Below are 17,188 nucleotides of genomic sequence, written 5' to 3' on the forward strand. Positions count from 1 at the left end.
CGGTTCCCTGCTCATTTCTTGAAGTAAGGGATCCCATGCTCCGGTTCAGACCCGCAACCATTGCCGCTTGCATACTTCCTTTCGTTTTGACCGCATGCGGTGAACCGTCAAGTGCGCGTGATCCTCGTAATCAACCGCCTCTGGTCAGGGCTGCCGCTCTCGCAAGGGCTGATAACACCGAGCGTTCCTTTACCGGTGTCGTGGTCGCGCGCGTTCAGAGCGACTTGGGATTTCGAGTGTCCGGGAAGGTGCTGGAGCGATTGGTCGATACCGGTCAAACCGTCAAACGAGGTCAGCCGCTCATGCGTCTTGACCCCATTGATCTCAGCTTGCAGGCGCAGGTCCAACAGCAGGCGGTTGCGGCGGCTGCAGCAAGAGCCAGGCAGACCGAGGAGGATGAAGCCCGTAATCGCAAGCTGGTAGCGGCCGGTGCGATATCCGCTTCAGCCTACGACCGCATAAAGTCCCAGGCTGACACGGCAAAGGCAGACCTGAATGCCGCGCAGGCTCAGGCCAACGTTGCTCGTAACGCAACCGGGTACGCCGTTTTACTGGCTGACACCGATGGCGTAGTGGTCGACACCTTGGCTGAACCCGGACAAGTCGTCAGCGCCGGCCAGCCCGTGGTCAGGCTTGCAAAGACTGGACAGCGGGAAGCCATTGTCCAGTTACCCGAAACATTGCGCCCGCCCATCGGTGAGCAGGCTCAGGCCAGGTTGTACGGCAACAGTGCGAGCGTTTTCCCTGCAACGCTACGGCTGCTCTCAGACGCTGCGGATCCGCTTACGCGCACTTTCGAAGCCAGGTATGTGCTCGAGGGCGCAAATGCCAATGCGCCGTTGGGCTCAACGGTCACGCTCGATATTGCGGGTAGCAAAGGTGCACAGGATGCGCTGACGGTACCCATTGCCGCCATCCATGACCTTGGTCAGGGGCCGGGTGTTTGGGTCATTGCCGGTACGCCGACACAAGTGACCTGGCGTGCTGTTCAAGTGCTGGGTCTCAGTGACGATTCGGCGAGGGTCAGTGGCGCTCTTGAGACCGGTGAGCAGGTCGTGGCACTGGGGGCACATTTACTTCACGAAGGTGAAGAAGTGCTGATGCCGGGTACTGGCGGCACCGGGGAACGACCATGAGCGTGGGACGTTTCAATCTGTCTGCACTGGCCGTTCGCGAACGGTCCATCACGCTGTTTCTCATCTTCCTGATCGGAGTGGCCGGTACGCTCTCATTTTTCAAACTGGGGCGTGCGGAAGATCCACCGTTTACCGTCAAGCAAATGACCGTCATTTCTGCATGGCCTGGCGCAACTGCGCAGGAAATGCAGGATCTGGTCGCTGAGCCGCTTGAAAAACGCATGCAGGAATTGCAATGGTACGACCGTAGCGAGACCTACACCCGGGCCGGTCTGGCATTCACCATGGTGTCACTGCTGGACAAAACCCCGCCGTCGCAAGTGCAGGAGGCGTTTTATCAGGCGCGTAAAAAACTCAGTGATGCGGCGAAAACCTTGCCCGCGGGCGTTATCGGTCCGATGGTCAATGACGAATTCTCGGACGTGACCTTTGCGCTCTTTGCGTTGAAGGCCAAGGGCGAACCGCAGCGGTTACTGGTGCGCGACGCTGAAGTGCTGCGCCAGCGTCTGCTGCATGTCCCTGGCGTGAAGAAGATCAATATCATCGGTGAGCAGGCCGAACGCATCTTCGTATCGTTCTCCCATGACCGCCTGGCCACCTTGGGCGTCTCGCCTCAGGACATTTTTTCAGCACTCAATAACCAGAACGTTTTGACACCTGCAGGCTCCATTGAAACCCGTGGGCCCCAGGTGTTGCTGCGCTTGGAGGGGGCCCTCGACACGCTTGAAAAAATCCGCAACACGCCAATTGTCGTGCGGGCTAAAACGCTGAAGCTTTCTGACGTCGCGACAGTGAAGCGCGGTTACGAGGACCCTGCAACTTTTCTGGTGCGCAACCAGGGCGAGCCTGCGTTGTTACTGGGTATCGTGATGCGCGACGGCTGGAATGGTCTTGACCTCGGTAAAGCGCTGGATGCCGAGACGGCTGACATCAATCAAAGCATGCCATTGGGCATGACACTTTCGAAGGTCACTGACCAGTCGGTAAACATTGGTTCGGCCGTTGACGAGTTCATGATCAAGTTCTTCGTCGCGCTGCTCGTGGTGATGCTGGTGTGCTTCCTCAGTATGGGCTGGCGGGTCGGGGTGGTGGTTGCTGCGGCTGTGCCGCTCACACTGGCTATCGTCTTCGTCGTGATGGAAGCCACGGGCAAGAACTTTGACCGAATCACTTTGGGGTCATTGATCCTGGCGCTGGGCCTGTTAGTCGACGACGCCATCATTGCCATCGAAATGATGGTGGTGAAAATGGAGGAAGGTTACGACCGGATCAAGGCATCGGCTTACGCCTGGAGTCACACAGCGGCACCCATGCTTGCCGGCACATTGGTGACTGCTGTTGGCTTCATGCCTAATGGTTTTGCGCAGTCGACTGCTGGCGAGTACACCAGCAACATGTTCTGGATTGTCGGTATCGCTTTGATTGCCTCCTGGGTAGTCGCAGTGGTCTTTACGCCTTATCTGGGTGTGAAGATGCTGCCTGAAATCAAGCCGGTTGAAGGCGGGCATGCTGCGATCTATGACACGGCACATTACAACCGTTTTCGACGAGTACTGGCCCACGTTATCGCCCGCAAAGGGTGGGTGGCGGGCGCAGTAATCACCGCGTTTATCGTGGCGATTCTCGGAATGGGGCTGGTTAAAAAACAATTCTTCCCGACCTCGGACCGTCCGGAGGTGCTGATCGAAGTGCAGATGCCTTATGGCACATCCATTGAGCAGACCAATGCCGCAACAGCAAAAGTAGAGGCATGGCTGCAAAAGCAGGATGCAGCAAAGATCGTCACGTCTTACATCGGGCAGGGTTCGCCGCGTTTTTATCTGGCAATGGCTCCGGAATTGCCGGACCCCTCGTTCGCAAAAATCGTGGTGCTGACTGAAAGCCAGGAAGCACGTGAGGCGCTCAAGCTAAGGATTCGTGAGGCGGTGGCCCAAGGACTCGCACCTGAAGCTCGGGTTCGCGTCACACAACTCGTGTTTGGCCCTTACTCGCCGTTTCCTGTGGCGTATCGCGTGACGGGACCAAACCCCGACACATTGCGTGAGATCGCAGCACGGGTTGAAGCCGTCATGCTGGCGAGTGCGATGCTGCGGACGGTCAACAGCGATTGGGGATCTCGAGTGCCCACGCTGCATTTCTCTCTGGACCAGGATCGATTGCAGGCAGTCGGCCTGACGTCGAGTTCGGTTGCCCAACAGTTGCAGTTTTTGCTTTCCGGTATCCCCATCACTTCTGTGCGCGAAGGCATCCGTTCAGTTGAGGTAATGGGGCGAGCAGCGGGTAATATCCGCCTGGATCCTGCGAAGATCGAGGGCTTTACGCTCGTGGGCTCCGCCGGTCAGCGCATTCCTCTTTCACAGATAGGAGAGGTCGGAGTACGTATGGAGGATCCGATTCTGCGCCGTCGCGACCGCGTACCCACCCTCACTGTGCGCGGCGACATTGCTGAGCATCTGCAACCTCCGGATGTGTCCTCCAGCATCATCAAGGAGCTGCAACCGGTCATGAATAGCCTGCCGAACGGCTATCGCATTGAGCAGGCTGGATCCATTGAGGAGTCCGCCAAGGCCACTGTCGCGTTGCTGCCGCTGTTTCCGATCATGGTCGCAATCACTTTGCTGATCATCATCCTTCAGGTGCGATCGATAGCGGCGATGGTGATGGTGTTTCTTACCGCGCCGCTTGGGTTGATTGGCGTCGTGCCGACATTGCTTCTGTTCAACCAGCCCTTCGGTATCAACGCCCTTGTCGGGCTGATCGCGCTGTCCGGGATTCTTATGCGTAATACCCTGATCCTGATCGGCCAAATCGATCTAAACGAAAAGGAGGGGCTGGATCCATTCAACGCGGTGGTTGAAGCAACGGTACAGCGCGCTCGACCAGTATTGCTCACGGCCGTGGCTGCGATCCTGGCCTTCATTCCTCTGACCCACTCAGTATTCTGGGGCACCCTGGCTTACACCTTGATTGGAGGCACCCTGGGAGGGACTGTCATGACCCTGGTCTTCCTCCCTGCGATGTACTCGATCTGGTTCAGGATCCGTCCTTCCAAACACTGAGAAAAACGTGCTCATAACCCTTACGGGGTTTTCGCGGTCGCAAATACGCTCAAGCCCTGATCGATTCCAATACGCTTGCGGCGTCTCTCGCCGGAGGCAGTCCAAAAACTTGAGCATAGTCTCGACTGAATTCTTCTCTCGGAAAGACTAAGCACCCTGTCGACCGTTGTGCGCAGGCGATTCAGACGGTTCTTACTTAACAAACGGATATTTGCCGGATTTCGCGCTGTGGCGCAGGTGTAGCGTGCTGAGCACTTCAGCGCTCACTCAGGAAATCAGCATGCTTACCCGTTACGCAAAAATGGTCATGGTCGCGATGTTGGCGGCCTTCGCTGCGCTAGCGGCGTTCAATAACCTCAGCGATTACACCTCCAATTTCAACTTCGTCCAGCACGTACTGAGCATGGACACCACCTTTCCCGGTAATCGTGCCATGTCGCGCGCGATCCATGCGCCATGGCTGTGGCATGGCGCCTATTGGTTGATCATTGCCACAGAGGCGTTGACGGCCATACTGCTGAGCGCCGGTGTGCTGATGTTGTGGCGCGCCAGGCACCGCAGTGGTCAGCAGTTCAACCGCGCCAAGGCCTGCGCCGTTGCGGGCTTCACTGTGGGCCTGCTGGTCTGGTTCTTCGGCTTTATGGTGATCGGCGGCGAGTGGTTCTTGATGTGGCAATCCGAGGAATGGAACGGCCAGAACGCGGCATTCAAGTTCTATGCGGCGATTTTGGGCGTGCTTGTGTTTCTCAACCAGTCGGATGCGGATCGCGACTGACGTGCTTCATGCCTGCATCCACCTGGATAACAGATGCGTCCAGGGCCTCACCAATCTCCACTGAGGTTTTCAAGCGCTGACCGGGGAGGATTCGAAGCCTGTCGAGCACCCTGCGCTGCGCATTGGAGACCTAGAGTGTTTCGCAGCTCTGGTCGGTGGTCTGGAAGGTTGTCCGAGACGCTGCGAGCCTCGCTAATCGTGAGTACTACAATCGCTGGAAAGCAGACTAGCTGATCCGCTTGAACGTGGCTGACGACAACCGTGTCTGTACATAGGTCAGGGTTGGCGCGGTGGGTGTGCAGGTCAGGATTGACAATTCAAGCACGTCGCTCTTCAAATCCAGCGTGCCGCACAGCGACAGTACGCCGGTTTCCAGCGCAGCAGTGATTGCTGTCGATTGCAGGGTGAGCCCACGTTCAACAGCGCAGATGTCGGTGAACCCGGTTACCTCCATCGCTCCTGCAGGGCCTGACAGCGTGCCAGTCACGCGGCCAAAGCGGCCTTTGCTCTGCGCCTCTACAGTCAGCGTCAGCACGTTTGCATCAGGTGTCATCCAACGGCCGGTTAATGGGTTATCGATCTTCGTTTGAAGGAAGGTGTTTGCGTCCAGACGCTCTGTCACACCAGGGCTGCACCGACGATAGCGCAGCGTGTCGACGTAGGTACCCTGCTGCGCCAACCCCGGAAAGTCACTGCTGGCCACCAGAAGGTGCGAGAGCTCCAGCACCTCTTCATGTTCCACAAGGCTGATTTGGCCACAGAGCCCGGATGTCCAGTTCCAGCTTGGGTCCGCTGGCTCTTCACCCATGGAATGCCAGTCGATGGCGAGTGCGACGGGCAGGCCTAGATTCGCTGTCGCCGCAGAGCTTGATTGGTAGCCCGTTACTGCGTACTTGCCGGTGGACCCGGTGGACGACTGGTAAACCCCTGAAATCTGGTTGCCTGTGACGGTAAGCGTCATCACCGATCCATAGTCATTTTTCCAGGTGCCCGCTACAGACGTCGAACGCAGGGGGTGAACGGCGGGAGCGGGAAGGGTGACCTTGCCCGTCGCCACCGGTCGTGCGCCCGCAATAAAACCACGCGATGAAGATCGCGTGATGATCTGCGGCCCGTCCGGCCGGTTGAACAACCAGACGCCCACCGGTGCCAACGAGTAAACCTCACGCCCGCATTTCACCACCTGGTATTCGTACACGGTGTAGCAATGCTCCATGACCAGTGAGCCAACCAGTACCAGGTCCGCCAATCCCAACGGTGCAAATTGTGGCAGCGTCCTGCCCTTGTCGGGGCCTTCTTCGATCAGCACGTTGTACAACTGCGCCCCCAGGGTGATCTCACCTTCGGCAAATTCCAGCACGACCTCAGGACTTCCTCCCCGGGCAATCCGCGCCAGGGTTTGCTGCATGATGCGGTCATCCCCTTTGAACTGTGAGGATCCAGAGTCCAGCGCGAACGTGACGTCGGTGGCCAGTGTTTCATCGCCCACCGAATAGGACTTCAGGTCGGCAGACCAGATGTACTCCACGCCAGGCACTTTGCTGTACATCGACCACGGCAGAAACACATGCGGCCCGTGGGTTTTGGATTGATCGATGGCGCCCATTTGGCAAGTGCCCCCTCGATCATTCGCGTTCCAATCGAAGGCTACGTAGGGATGGGCCGGGTCGAGCTGTCCGCTGCGCAGCAGCTCCTGAAACAGGAATGAGCTGCGGCCTTCGACATAGGCGCTGCTGCACGGCAGGCCAATACCGCCATCCCAGTCCAGCTGTTTGAACTGTGCGCCGCCATAGCCCGCCGCGAGAAACAGCTTCATTGGCAACGTAGCGCCGCTGGGCGTGTTCAGTACGTCCGAGGCTGATTCAATCTGCAGGGTGCCCCAGGGGCCAAAGCTGTACGGGCGTTGCAGGCAATCGGTGAAGGTAAAACTGCTCGACGCCTGATAGTCGAACCGACCTGCGCCAAAGTGAGTGCATTGATCGGGTGGGCACAGTGTCGAGGTCACCCAGGTGATATTGGTCCCGCTGTCGATGGCCAGCTTCAACGGCTGACCCGGTGTACCCAGCGCTATGGTCGAGTACCAGGGTGTGGCGCCGTTATTCTGGAAGGGGCCGCGCTGCATTGGAAATACCAGCCTTTTGTCCGGTAACGAGGTGTTCATGATGAATTCCGTTTCTAAAGTGAGAGTTCCCCCGCAGGGTGCGGGAGCGCTCTATTCAAACGGACCGGCCGGCAGCGCGCTGTCGGGCAGGGGCGCGCTGTCCATTGCGAAACAGCGCTAACTGCCTGCCGATCAACGCAATGCCTCGCCCTCGGTTTCCGGGATAAATACCACCAGCAGTACAGAAACCAACATAAAGGCATTGATGAAGGTGGTGGTCACGTTGAACGACGCGCCATAGGCCACCAGCGCGCCTATCAGTGAGGGCGCGAGGATATTGGCCACGCGCTGGGCAAAGATCGCCCAGCCATACCCCAGCGTGCGCAATGGCGTGGGGTACAGTTCCGACACCCACGTCCCCCAGACCCCCCAGGCGCCAAGGCTGAAAAACGCCAGTGCGAAGTTGCTCAGATAGAGCATCTCCAGAGACTGTGAATTGGCAAAGCCGTAGCCCGCCAGCACTGCGGCACTGATGAACGTAATGAGGATCTTTTTGCGCCCGAAGCGGTGGGTCAACCAGGAGGCGGTCATGTAGCCCGGGATCATGCACACCGCCGACAACGCGATAAAACCATAGCTTTGCGGCAGGCTCAGGCCGCGCTGTTGCAGCAGGGTCGGCAGCCAGGTCTGCAGGCCCCAGTAACCCCAGGAAAAGGTGAAATTGACGAGTATCTGCAAGGTGCTGATCTTCAGCATCGGCGCAGTGAACAGGTCCCGTTGCCGGCCCCGGGTCGTCTGGTCGACCCCTAACTGGCAGTCTTCGGGTACTTGCACCGCGCCACGGCTGAGACGTTCGATCACCTTTCGCGCCTGGGCTTGACGGCCAACCCTGGCCAGCCAGTACGGCGACTCCGGCACCCAATACGCGATCACCAACGCCCACACGCTGCCCAATGAACTCAACACGATGATTGCGCGCCATCCCCAAGGCATCAGCCAGACGGTTGCCCCCAGTGCCAGCAGCATACCGATCGGCCAACCCGAGGCCAGGTAGACGGTCAGCGCGCCGCGATGTCGCACCGGCAACAGCTCCTGATAGTGGGCAAAGATGACCACCATCATGCCCACCACGGCGATGCCGGATAGCAAGCGCAATGCGTACAGGCTGACGTAGTCGGGCGCAAAGGCACTGGTCATCGAGATCATGCCGTAGAGCACCAGGCTCAAAAGAATCGCTTTTTTACGGCCGATACGTTCAGCGACATTGCCCCACGGCAGCGCGCCCAGCAGCATGCCGATGAACATGGCTCCGATCAGGTTGCCCACGGCGACTGCATCCAGGGCAAAGTCCTGAGCGATCAACGGCGCGGTGTAGACGATGATCATCATCTCCCAGGCCTCGATCGCCAGTAAAAAGAACAGTGCCAGGCAACACTTAAGGTGTTCGCGCGTCAGGGGGACATCCTTGAAGACATCGCCCACCTGCCGGTAAGACGTGTAGCCATCCATCAAGGGCGTCGAAGGGGTGGTGTTCATGGTGGTTTATCCCAGTGAGAGAGGGTTACGCCTTGACTCGATTGCCAATCGGCACCGGCCCTTGAAACAGCCCGAACGCCTTCATTTCGGCTTCCGGTGGCGGCTCGCAGCTCCCCACCCGGCTGGGTGACCAGCCAAACCGGCGCTTCATGCCGGCCAGGGTCTCGGCCATCTTGAAAGCGGCCACCACCGGGTCGATCACGGGAACACCGACTTCACGCTGCACCTGTTCGAAGAAACCGAATTCGATGGTGCAGCCGAGCACGATCGCTTCAGCGCCATCTTCTTCGACGGCGAGCATGGCTTGCTCAATGATTCTGCGACGGGTGACGGCCGGGTCTTTCTGGAATTCATCGACGCCCATACCCAGCGACCTCATCGACGCAAGCCGGTCCGCCGCGCCATAACGGCGCACCCGTTCGTGCATCTGCTCCATCCATTTGGTGCGGCCTACGATGATCGAAAACCGATTGGCCAGGTGCTCGACCACCTGCAGGCTGGCCTGGCAAGGCGCGACGACAATTGTGTCGCCGGAAATTTCCCGCGCATCCTCAAGGGCCGGGTCGTAGAAGCAGCCAATCACCAGCGCGTCGATGTGCTGTTGGCCGCAATCGCGCGCGATGCGCAGGGTGCGCTCATAGGTAAGTGCTTCATACGCGCGATATTCCAGGTGTGTCGGGCTGTGTGGCATGTCGAACGACACCACTTCGATTTGGGTGGACGGTTGCTTGATGCCATGCAGCAAGTCGGCAATCGGCGCGTCGAAGGTTGGGCAGCCGATGGGGTTGAGCCAACGCACGCTAACGGGAACATCCTGTGGCTGGGTGGCGAGGGTATGAGTGTCCATGCTGTATTCCTTGGAAAAACGCGCTTAGAAGAACTTCACCAGTGCCATGGTCAGCTCATTGGAGCGAGACAGGTTGGCGCTGCGGTAATAGTCGAAATTCAGATTGGCAGACAGGTAGAACCCTTGTTGGGCAAAGCCGGTGTACGTCATGGACGGGCCGATCTTTCCAACTCGCGATTCAGCAACGTCAGACGCGGCGGTGTTGTTGATGTGATAAACGTGATGCACGCCCAGCCATAAATCGTCGGTGACCAGGTAGCCGGCAGCGACGTCGGCCAGCCACAGGCTGACACCGCCACGCAGGCGCTGCGGATCAGCCGTGCCAACGTCGGTGGCATTGCGGTTACGGGCGGCGTAATGAATACCGGCGGGTGTGAAGGTGACCGCAAAGCGCCCGACGCGCAGATAGTTGGCGAGGCTGAAGCTCACGGCATAGCGATTGGCGAAGGCGCCGTAGCCGGCCACCTCGTCATTGCCATTGGGGAATTCGACCATCAGGGTCGGGTTGGTCCAGAAGGTGGTGTAGTCGTCCGCTCCGTACTCGGTGGTGGGTTCGACCACGTTGTAGTAATAGGAAAATCCTAGATTGGGCGAAGCAATCCCCCACGGGCTGGCGTCCCGTGCATCCTTGTTGCTGGCGTAGCCCGGAATCGCGCCGACCCAGAACTGCAACTGGTCACGCGTTGTGTCGGTAAAGCCTGTTTCGGAGAAGTACGCCAGCACGGTATTGCCACCGGCACGCACGTTGCCTTCGGCGGTACGGTTGAACACCGGAAATGATTCCAGCGCCCACTTGCCGGGCAGTCCCGGTTGACCGAAACCGATGAATTGTTCGGCGCGGGCGGTGGCCGCGTGGGTCAGACTGAAGGCGAAGAAAAGCCCCGCGCCGAGGCGCAGCAGATGCGGTGTAAACATGATGAGTCTCTCTTGTTGTTATGTGAGATGAACGATCACGCCATTGCGCCTTCGATCGCTGCGGCCTGGTGGCGTCGGGTATCAACCGTTGCTGCGAACATGGGTTACCTCTGCAACGGTTGCTGGATCAAAGCGGCACGCCATAGACCGAGCGGGCGGTGTCGACATCGACGTAGCCATTTTTCACGTCGTCCCGTACCGCCTGCGGATCGCGGTCTGCCGGCAGGCCATAGCCACCGCCGGCCCCGGTGCGTACCCGCACCAGATCACCGGCGTTGAGGCTGATGCTGCTGGCCATCGCATAGCGTTCGTGCGCGCCATCCTGGCGGACGACTACGATGTAATTGGGCGTGCCTTGCAGGCCTTGCTCCAGGCCCCAGGGTGGAATGACGGCGCGGGTATAGCCGCAGGTCAGAAAGCTGGCATCGGCGCGAACGCGGTAGTCGATGCAGATCCCGCGACCTCCGCGGAACTGCCCATGCCCACCCGGCTCGTCATTCAGGGCCATGCGTTCGACGTAGAGGCCATAACGGGCTTCACACACCTCAACAGGGCAGTTGAAGGTCTCCCCATGCAGGCCCGAGTACACGGCGTTATTACCGTCACGCCCGCGCTCGGCGCCCCAGCCACCGATCTCGGGTTCCACCAGGGTGAAGGCCCGCCCGGTGTCGGGGTGCACGCCGCCGATAATGGTGGCGCACACCGAGGCGAAGTTGCCGGCGGGCAGGCGCTCCGGAAAACGCTCGGCCAGGCACCGCAGGATCAGGTCGTGGACGCGGATCAGGTTCTCGAAATAGAACCCTTCGGCGGCGGGGGGGCGTGCATCGAACAGCGAGCCGGGGCGGGTCAGCACGCGCAGTGGACGAAACGTGCCGCCATTGGTCACGCCTTGCGGCGCAGTCAGCGCCTTGAACGCCATCTGAGCTGCGACCACTGCACCATCGCGGCTGAGGTTGGTAGGGCCTGCGCACTGGTCGGGATTGTCCCGCAGGTCGATGATCAGTTCGCGCTCGCTGATCTGAATGGCAACCTTGAACACGCTGCCGTCGTCCTGCAATTCCTCTTTTTGCAGTCGCCCGGGCGGCAAGCTGCGTAGCGCGCTCAGCGAGGTTTTCTCGCCCAGCTCCATAAAGGCCTGCATCGCCGCCAGGAACACCTCGATGCCGTATTTCCCACTCAGTGCCTGCAAGCGTGTGGCGCCGCCACGTACGGCAGCAATGCCGGCCCACAGGTCGCCTTCCATGAAATCCGGCATCCGTGTGTTGCAGCGCAGAATCTGTAACACCGAACGAATCGGCTGGCCTCGGCTGATCAGCTTCACCGACGCCAGACGCAGGCCCTCCTGAAAAATGTCCGTGGCCTCGGTCGACAGCGAGCCCGGCACCATACCGCTGACGTCGTTCCAGTGAGCGATATTTGCGGTCCAGGCCAGCAAGCGACCCTCGGCAAAGACCGGCATTGCCAGCACCACATCATTGAGATGGGTGACACCGCCGCTGTGGGGATCGTTGGTGATAAACACATCACCTTCCTCGATCTCGCCAGGCGCCGGATGTTGCAGCAGGATCTGCTTGACCGCTTTGTCGAGCACCCCGACAAACGCCGGAATACCCGCGCCGGAGCTGGCGATTTCGCCTTGGGCATCGGTGATGCCGGTGCCCATGTCCAGCACTTCATAGATGATCGGGCTCATGGCCGCCTTGCGCATGGCCGTGAACATTTCGTCGGCGATGGCCTGCAAGGAGTTCTGGATAATATCCAGGGTGAACACATCGAGGTGGCTCATCAGGCTGCTCCTTCCTGGGTGAGGGTGATATGCAGGTTGCCAAGCCGATCAACCGACACCTGGTTGCCCGGATGCACCACCACGGTGGAGCCGGCGTCTTCGATAATGGCCGGGCCGCTGAAGTGCATCTGCGGTTCAAGCAGGGCGTAGTCGTAAATCGCCGTGTCATGAATCCCTTCCAGGGCAAAGTCCACCGGGCGCTGGCCTTTGTGTGCGTCGGCCAGGGGGCGGCCCGTGACGGGTAGCGCTTGCAGGTTCAACTTGCCGATCTGCGCAACGGCCACCAGGTGGAAACCAATCACCTCCAGCGGCGCCTGCAGGCGGTAGGTGTAATGCTGCTCATAGAGGGCATGGAAGCGCTGCGCGATGGCCGGCCAATGCTCGGTCAGCGACTCGCCGATGTTCAGCGCAACTTCGACGGCGTGCTCCTGGTTTTGATAGCGCAACTTGCAATACACCTGCAGGTCGACCTGCTCCGGGGCGATGGCTTCGCTGATGAATTGCGCGCGGGCGTTGTGCATCAGTTCGTCAAGAAATACCTGGGTCTGCGCCAATGCACCGGCGCGTTCAGCCTCGACAAAACGATTGACAAACAAATCGCGGCGCAGGTCCGACATGGTCATGCCCCAGGCGGAGAACACCGAGGCGCCGCGCGGTACGATGACTTTCCTGACGCCCAGTTCCTGGCCCAGCGCCACTGCATGCATCGCGCCGCCGCCGCCAAAGGCGACCAGGGTCAACTCGCGGGGGTCATGACCGCGGCTTAGCGAAACCAGCTTCAACGCATTGACCATATTGTCGTTGGCGATGCGCACAATGCCGCGTGCCACTTGCTCTATGGGCAGCTCCAGGCGCTTGCTCAACGGAGCGAAAGCCCGCTGCACCGCCGCCATATCGGCAACCAGTTCGCCGCCGCAAAAGTAATCGGGATTGATTCGACCCAAGACCAGGTTGGCGTCGGTGGTCGTGACCTGAGTGCCGCCATTGCCATAGGCGGCAGGGCCGGGCAGGGCACCGGCAGACTCGGGGCCGACATGCAATTTGTCGAATTCATCGACCCAGGCGATGGAGCCGCCGCCGTTGCCGATTTCCACCAGATCGACCACAGGCACCATGATCGGATAGCCGGCATTCAGGCGGTTGCGTTCGATCCAGTAATCGGTCTTGATCGACACCTGGCCGTTGCGCACCAGCGAACATTTGGCCGTGGTGCCACCGATATCGAGGGCCAGCAGGTTGGGTTCGTCGAGTAGCCGTCCGAGTTCGGCTGCCGCCCAGAAGCCACTGGCCGGGCCTGACTCGACCATGGTGATGGGAATATCACGGGCATGTTTGACGCTGTCGACGCCGCAGTTGGATTGCATGATGTACAGCGGGTGCTGGTAGCCGCCCTCTCGCAGGCCCGCTTCCAGATTGTCCAGGTAGCGCGCAGCGATAGGCTGCACATAGGCCGAGAGTACGGTGGTGCTGGAGCGTTCGTATTCACGCCATTCGCGGGTGATTTGGTGAGAGGCAACGACTGACACTTCTGGCCAAAGACGCCGTACCTCGCTTAGCACGGCTTGCTCATGGGCGGGATTGGCATAGGCGTGCAGCAGGCAGATAGCGATGGCTTGCACGCCGTCTTCGCGCAAGCTACCCAGCATGTCAGGCAGCTGTGACAGATCCAGCGGCTCGCGCTCGCTGCCATCGGTATGCAGTCGGCCACTGACCTCCCGGCGAAGATAGCGCGGTATAAAGGGGGCCGGTTTGACCCACTTCAGGTTGAAGTAGTCCGGGCGATTGGCGCGGGCGATTTCCAGGATGTCGCGAAAGCCCTGGGTGGTAATCAACGCCGTCTTCACGCCGCGCCGCTCGGTCAGCGCGTTGATCACCACGGTGGTGCCGTGGACCAGAAAGTCGACGGTGTTCAAGTCCACCTCGGCCTTGTGGAGCACATTCAGCACACCCTGCGCAAAGTTCGGTGGCGTGGTGTCGACCTTGGCCGTACGAATGAGTTGATGGCCGGTGGCCGCATCGCTTTCGAAATAAACCAGGTCGGTAAACGTTCCACCGACATCGGTCGCTACACGTACAGTTTTGCCGTCCTTTCCCACGGGCAACTCCTGGAATAGTTGTTGTTATGAAGGCAGGAGACAGTGATTGCCCCCGCCGGTAGGACCGATGCTAGGTGCGGATAGACGTGCCCTGCCACGGGCGGCGAGGGTAGGTCGCAGGGGGGGTGGCTTGCGGCCTACCCGGATGGGTAGCGGGGTGGGTTACAGCGGCGGATCAAGCAGGCCAAGACGCAAGGCCGCGCTGATCGCGGCGGTGCGGTTGTCCACTGAAAGTTTGGAAAATATATGCTTGAGATGGAATTTCACGGTGTTTTCCGAGATATCCAGGGCCTGTGCAATCGCTTTGTTGGATTGTCCGTGGCCCAGCAATGTGAGGAGGTGGGTTTCCTTGCCGCTAAAGTGCAGACGCGGGCGTGCCGGGTGCGCGCGCCAACCGCGCAAGCGCGTGAGGATGGCAGCCTGGCCGGGGAAACGATCTGGACAGGCTTCCAGGGCGGGCAGCAGGCAGGGGCCGGCTTCAAGCAACAAGCCGGGGATGGCGTGTTCAATGACGGGCGCCAGCGGTTGCATCAGGTCACTGAGCGATTCAGGTAACTGGCCATTGCGATAAGCCGCCAGGGTCAGTAGTTGCAGGCGCCAGGTGGGCAAGCATAAGCCCTTGTTCTGCAGCGTCTCGCTGGCGCGTTTCAGCCGGCTCAACGCGGCGCTGGAGCTCCCGGTCGCCAGTTGCAAGCGGGCCAGCGCCAGGGTCGCTGCTTCGTGATTGCGCCAATCGGCGATATTGCCCGCCACGCCTTCCAGGTCGCTACGCAATGCTTCCTGACGACCCTGCACCAGCGACCCTCCCTGCACCAGCACATCCACCCGCCAGGCGCTGACCAGCCGCATCAGTCGTTGCCAGTTGCGGGCGCTGGCCAGTTGATTGACTTTTTCCAGCTCACCCAACGCGGCCTGTACGCCCTGCGCCCGCAACGCCGTGCGCCAAGCGACTTCGGCGGTTACGGCGGCAATGTCCAGCCAACCATCGGTGTGTTCGACAGCTGCCCAGCCGTCACGTAGCCAGGGAGTGGTTTCAGCCCAGGCGCCCTGCAAATACAGGTGCTGTGCCTTGAGGCAACCCGCCAGGGCCCTGACGGAGCTTTCACTGCCAAAATGGTCATCCGTAAGCGCCAGGGCTTCATCGACCCTACGCCTCGACGGTTGAATGTTTCCCGCCAGAGTGAGCGCCTGGGCCTCATGTACACGGCAGTAGTTTTCGCCGCGTGGATTGTTGATCACGCGCATCTTGTCGTGCGCTGCGCGGATTGTGTGCAGCGCGCCGGGCAGGTCGCCGCGTGTCAGGGCTTTGAGGGCGTGCACGCACTCCAGCGTGGCCTGGGTCAGGAGTTCGTCTGCGCGCAGTTGCTGCAGGTCAAACGCTTCGCCAGCGTCGTCTGGAAAGTAATCGGAGTAAGCGTTTACCAGGGTTTGGACGATATAAAAGTCCCGCGCCAGGCGTCGGTTGTCCTGGATGAGTCCACGCGCCAGCTGCAGCAAGTGAGCTGCCAGCACATGATCGCCAAGTTTGGCATGCAGATAGGCCTGTAACAGCAGAAGGTCAGGATCGTTGCGCAGGGTGGACGTGTCGAACTGTTGCAACAGGCTTTGCGTGTAGCGGATGCCGTGGTGCAGAACGGTCTCCCATCCGCCTGCACGCACCACCAGGCTTACCGCGAGCGCGCTGTCGTCGGCGCGCAATGCATGGCTGACCGCCTGCACCCAGTCGCGCTCCCGGGCCAGCCATTGGGCGGCGCAGCGATGAATCCGCTGGGCATCCTGAGCGTCAATCCTCAGACTCAGGAAGTCACGCAACAAGCGATGATAACGAAACCACTGACGTCCGACGTCCAGCGGCACCAGCAACGCGTCCAGGTGGCTTAATTGCGCCAGCAACTGCGCGCTGTCCCCACGCGCTCGAACCGCATCGGCGAATCCTGCGTTGAAGCGTTCAAGCAACGCAGTGTCGAGCAGAAAGGATTGGCAGTCCAACGGCAAGCGTTCGACCACTTGTTCGGTCAGGTACGCGGCCATATCGCTCACCCGCCCGGAGAACTCTTCCAGGCGGTAAAGCGAGCCGTTATCGCTGACTCGCCAGAGCCGCGCCAACTGCACGGCTACAGCCCAGCCTTCGGTTGTTTCGTGCAGGTGCTGCAGGTCGGGTTGTGAAAGGTCCGAGCCAAAAATACTGTGGGTTTCGGCAAGCGAAAGGGTCAACTCGCGCGCTGACACTTCATGCACCCAGCCCATGGTTTTCCAGCGCGCCAGCGGCCATTTGGGGCGTGTACGGCTGGCCACCACCCACTGCAACCAGGGAGCCGCCTGCTCCAGCAGGGTTTGCACCAGATGATCGATCTGCTCATTTGCTGCACTGTGGTAATCGTCCAGCAGCAGCGTGACCTGCCGGTTTTCTCGCGCCAGGGCATGCAGCAACGCGGTGATCGTGCGCTGTGGTTGGGCATCCAGCGACTGGGACTCAGCCAGTGGACGCAAATGCCCCAGATCAATACCCGCATGGTCAAGTGCGAGGATCAAATACGCGAGAAAGCGGTTGGGTTCGGTATCCACCTCATCGAGGGACAGCCAGGCAACGGTCGTGGCGGGAGAAAGGCGCAGCAGCTCCTGGCGCCACTGCATCAATAACGTGGTTTTTCCATAGCCGGGCGGTGCGATCACCAGCACCAGCGGGCCCTGAATCCGCGATTTTAACGAGGCCAACAGGGCCTGACGCGGCATCGAGGTCAATAACGTCAGCGGTGGCGTCAGTTTGCCTACCCAACGCCAATCCTGGGACGAGTTGCAAGAAAGGTCATAAGTCACGACGAACTGGCCCGTGCAGAGAGTAGCTGAAGGAGTTATCAGCAATAGCCGGACAGCGGTGATCTGATGGGTTACGGAATGTTTATTTTTTAAAGGAGCGTGTGGCGCCCAGCAGAATAC

At 60.0% G+C, this 17,188-nt stretch carries 10 protein-coding genes; 3 read left to right on the forward strand and 7 right to left on the reverse strand.

Features of this window, described 5'->3' with window-relative positions:
- Positions 1–35 precede the first annotated feature (35 nt).
- From RHM60_RS00785 to RHM60_RS00795, 3 genes are all read left to right on the forward strand, one after another.
- A complete protein-coding gene (locus tag RHM60_RS00785; protein ID WP_322213282.1) occupies positions 36–1,136 on the forward strand; it encodes an efflux RND transporter periplasmic adaptor subunit in 1,101 nt (366 codons plus the stop codon).
- Positions 1,133–4,195, forward strand: a complete 3,063-nt coding sequence (locus RHM60_RS00790; RefSeq protein ID WP_322213283.1) for an efflux RND transporter permease subunit — start codon at positions 1,133–1,135, stop codon at positions 4,193–4,195. Before RHM60_RS00785 ends, RHM60_RS00790 begins: the two co-directional genes overlap by 4 nt.
- 280 nt (positions 4,196–4,475) lie before the next feature.
- Positions 4,476–4,970 carry a DUF2165 domain-containing protein gene (locus RHM60_RS00795; RefSeq protein WP_322213284.1) on the forward strand — a complete coding sequence of 165 codons (495 nt, stop codon included), beginning with the start codon at positions 4,476–4,478 and terminating at the stop codon, positions 4,968–4,970.
- A gap of 226 nt (positions 4,971–5,196) precedes the next feature.
- Here the strand turns inward: RHM60_RS00795 and RHM60_RS00800 are convergent, their stop codons facing one another.
- The 7 genes from RHM60_RS00800 to RHM60_RS00830 form a co-directional block, all read right to left on the reverse strand.
- Positions 5,197–7,131, reverse strand: a complete 1,935-nt coding sequence (locus tag RHM60_RS00800) for an avidin/streptavidin family protein (protein WP_322213285.1) — start codon at positions 7,129–7,131, stop codon at positions 5,197–5,199.
- A gap of 132 nt (positions 7,132–7,263) precedes the next feature.
- On the reverse strand, positions 7,264–8,607 hold the full coding sequence (locus tag RHM60_RS00805; protein WP_322213286.1) for an MFS transporter: 1,344 nt from the start codon (positions 8,605–8,607) through the stop codon (positions 7,264–7,266).
- Positions 8,608–8,632: 25 nt separating this feature from the next.
- Positions 8,633–9,454 carry an aspartate/glutamate racemase family protein gene (locus RHM60_RS00810; RefSeq protein WP_322213287.1) on the reverse strand — a complete coding sequence of 274 codons (822 nt, stop codon included), beginning with the start codon at positions 9,452–9,454 and terminating at the stop codon, positions 8,633–8,635.
- Positions 9,455–9,478: 24 nt separating this feature from the next.
- Positions 9,479–10,369 carry a hypothetical protein gene (locus tag RHM60_RS00815; protein ID WP_322213288.1) on the reverse strand — a complete coding sequence of 297 codons (891 nt, stop codon included), beginning with the start codon at positions 10,367–10,369 and terminating at the stop codon, positions 9,479–9,481.
- Between the two features lie 127 nt (positions 10,370–10,496).
- Positions 10,497–12,155 carry a hydantoinase B/oxoprolinase family protein gene (locus RHM60_RS00820; protein ID WP_322213289.1) on the reverse strand — a complete coding sequence of 553 codons (1,659 nt, stop codon included), beginning with the start codon at positions 12,153–12,155 and terminating at the stop codon, positions 10,497–10,499.
- Positions 12,155–14,251, reverse strand: coding sequence for a hydantoinase/oxoprolinase family protein (locus RHM60_RS00825; protein WP_322213290.1), 2,097 nt, complete (start codon positions 14,249–14,251; stop codon positions 12,155–12,157). Before RHM60_RS00825 ends, RHM60_RS00820 begins: the two co-directional genes overlap by 1 nt.
- A 162-nt stretch (positions 14,252–14,413) precedes the next feature.
- Positions 14,414–17,068: a LuxR C-terminal-related transcriptional regulator gene (locus RHM60_RS00830; RefSeq protein ID WP_322213291.1), complete on the reverse strand. Its 2,655-nt coding sequence runs from the start codon at positions 17,066–17,068 to the stop codon at positions 14,414–14,416.
- Between the last annotated feature and the right edge of the window lie 120 nt (positions 17,069–17,188).

Source organism: Pseudomonas sp. MH9.3 (genome assembly GCF_034354675.1).
GTDB lineage: Bacteria > Pseudomonadota > Gammaproteobacteria > Pseudomonadales > Pseudomonadaceae > Aquipseudomonas.